This window comes from Ferruginibacter sp. (genome assembly GCF_014377975.1).
Taxonomy (GTDB): domain Bacteria; phylum Bacteroidota; class Bacteroidia; order Chitinophagales; family Chitinophagaceae; genus Ferruginibacter.
Map to the genome: position 1 here is coordinate 1 of NZ_JACMOO010000042.1, position 2,147 is coordinate 2,147.

At 38.8% G+C, this 2,147-nt stretch carries 3 protein-coding genes; all 3 read right to left on the reverse strand.

Going from position 1 to position 2,147, the window contains the following annotated elements:
* On the reverse strand, nucleotides 1-906 hold a 906-nt coding region (locus H7254_RS02770), incomplete at its 3' end, for an MBL fold metallo-hydrolase (protein ID WP_301931535.1).
* A gap of 132 nt (nucleotides 907-1,038) precedes the next feature.
* A complete protein-coding gene (locus H7254_RS02775) occupies nucleotides 1,039-1,548 on the reverse strand; it encodes a thioesterase (protein WP_301931536.1) in 510 nt (169 codons plus the stop codon).
* Between the two features lie 163 nt (nucleotides 1,549-1,711).
* Nucleotides 1,712-1,999 carry a hypothetical protein gene (locus H7254_RS02780; RefSeq protein WP_301931537.1) on the reverse strand — a complete coding sequence of 96 codons (288 nt, stop codon included), beginning with the start codon at nucleotides 1,997-1,999 and terminating at the stop codon, nucleotides 1,712-1,714.
* Between the last annotated feature and the right edge of the window lie 148 nt (nucleotides 2,000-2,147).

Consider the following 2,147-nt stretch of genomic DNA (forward strand, 5'->3'; position numbering starts at 1 on the left):
ACGCAGTGCCTGGTTAAAATTTTCGGGATGACTTCTTACCACCTCTGTTGCTTCAAAGCTTAGTGGACTATCTACATAATAATTTACCAGCGGTAAGCGATGATTATTTTCCAGTTCGTTCAATGCAATTAATATTTCCTGGGTACGGCCCACACTAAAAGCAGGCATAATTAAATTGCCCTTTTTTACAATGCATGTTTTCTCAATCCAATTAAAAAGCGAGTCTGCAATAGGGTGTGCATCGTCGTGTAATTTGTTGCCGTATGTGCTCTCGCACACAACATAATCTGCCTGCGGAAAAGGGGCTGGCGAACGCAAAATAGCATCGTTAAATCTTCCAACATCGCCACTAAAAGTCAGCGCTGTAGTCTTATTATTTTCCTGTATACGCAGGCTTACTGCGGCACTTCCAATAATGTGCCCCGCCTCAGTAAATAATACTTCTACGTCATCGTCAATTTTAAACCATTCATCATAGGGTCTGACTTCAAATTGTTTTAATGATTGTAATGCATTTTCCACTGTATACATCGGCTCAAACAATGGCAGGTTTCGTTTTATCCTTTTGCGATTGATGTACTTGGTATCGTCGCGTTGAATGACGGCACTATCCTCCAGCAGAATTGCACACAGATCGCGGGTGGCTGAAGTAGCAAATATTTTTCCGGTAAAGCCTTCCTTCACCAGTTTTGGTATAAGGCCCGAATGATCGATATGTGCATGAGAAAGTACCAGGTAATTAACGGATGCAGGCTCAAATCCGAAACTGCGGTTTAAAACATCAGTCAATTGACCCATGCCCTGGAATAAGCCACAGTCAAGTAAAACTTTACGGCCATTATTAAGGGTTATTAAGTGTTTTGAACCGGTAACTGTTTGTGCCGCACCATGAAATGAAATTTGCATATAAAAGAATTTTTTATTTTAAACCGGGCAATATAACTTTTTCAAACATCCTTGCGTCGCACACTTGTACGGCAAGTCATTTTTCAACTATCATTCAGGCGTCACTACAGCCAATAACCTGGTGATTTTACATTAATCATCTTTATGTTTCTCTTTATTTCTAACCTTAAAACTCCAGGTAAAACTAAACTCAGCAACCACTTCACTTTGCTGGTTGGTACCAACTGTACGGCAATCCACTGTAACACTTTCACCAGTGGTGATAGCTTGTTCTACAGCTTCATTTATCTTATCACCATCCATACAGGTGAACAAAATTTTACCCACTGCCTTCTTATAAAAAGCACCCTGGTTTTTTACCACCAGCATACTAACTGCAGGGCTTCGCTTATATAAAGCACCCATGCAAAGTATACCCGTACTAACCTCCGATGGCATAGATAACACTGCCACATAAATTGACCGGAACGGATTTTTATTAAACCACTTATAGCTTACACTAATTACTGCTTGTTGCTCGGTAAGTTTCTCAATTTTTAAACCGGCAAACCATGCAGAAGGTAATTGTGTTATTAAAAATATTTTAAACTTTAGCGGGTTCGCCAACTGCCTGATAAAATCTTTGAAATGCGGGTTTGACATAAATGTTACAAAGAGTGAAGCATAATATTATAGACAATTTACAGCTTTACGAGCTGAATAAGGGCAACAATTAAAAACAATAATTGGTAACAATAACCACGTTGAGTCAGGGTAAATCACCAGAAAAATTTTTATTATAAAAATACTTACAGTCGATTGCTTATTAATCCATCATGGCAGTGACCAGGTTATTCCATTCTTCTTTTATTGTAACATCGGGTCGCTTTTTGCCCGCTCTTCTGTACCAATAATCTGCATTAAAAGTGTCACCCTCTTTACGGTGCAGGTAAGCATGTATCCATGCTGCATTTTTTGTATCCACATCTTGTATAGTTGTATGCGATTGGTCCCAATCTTCTTTTGCATCATACCATAATGCCAGCAGGTATACCGAAATATCTTTAGGGGGCGTATCAGTATCAAGACTGGTAACAAAGCTTTCTGCATCCATTTTATAAAAATAGCCAATTTGTTTTTTCGGCGCATGCAACATTCATAAAAGCGGCCTTTCTCTTTTGCTTTTAATTAACAGGAAAGCACTCAACCACTTTAAACTTTACAATGAGTGCCGGGTCTATGAGAACACACTAAAATATAAT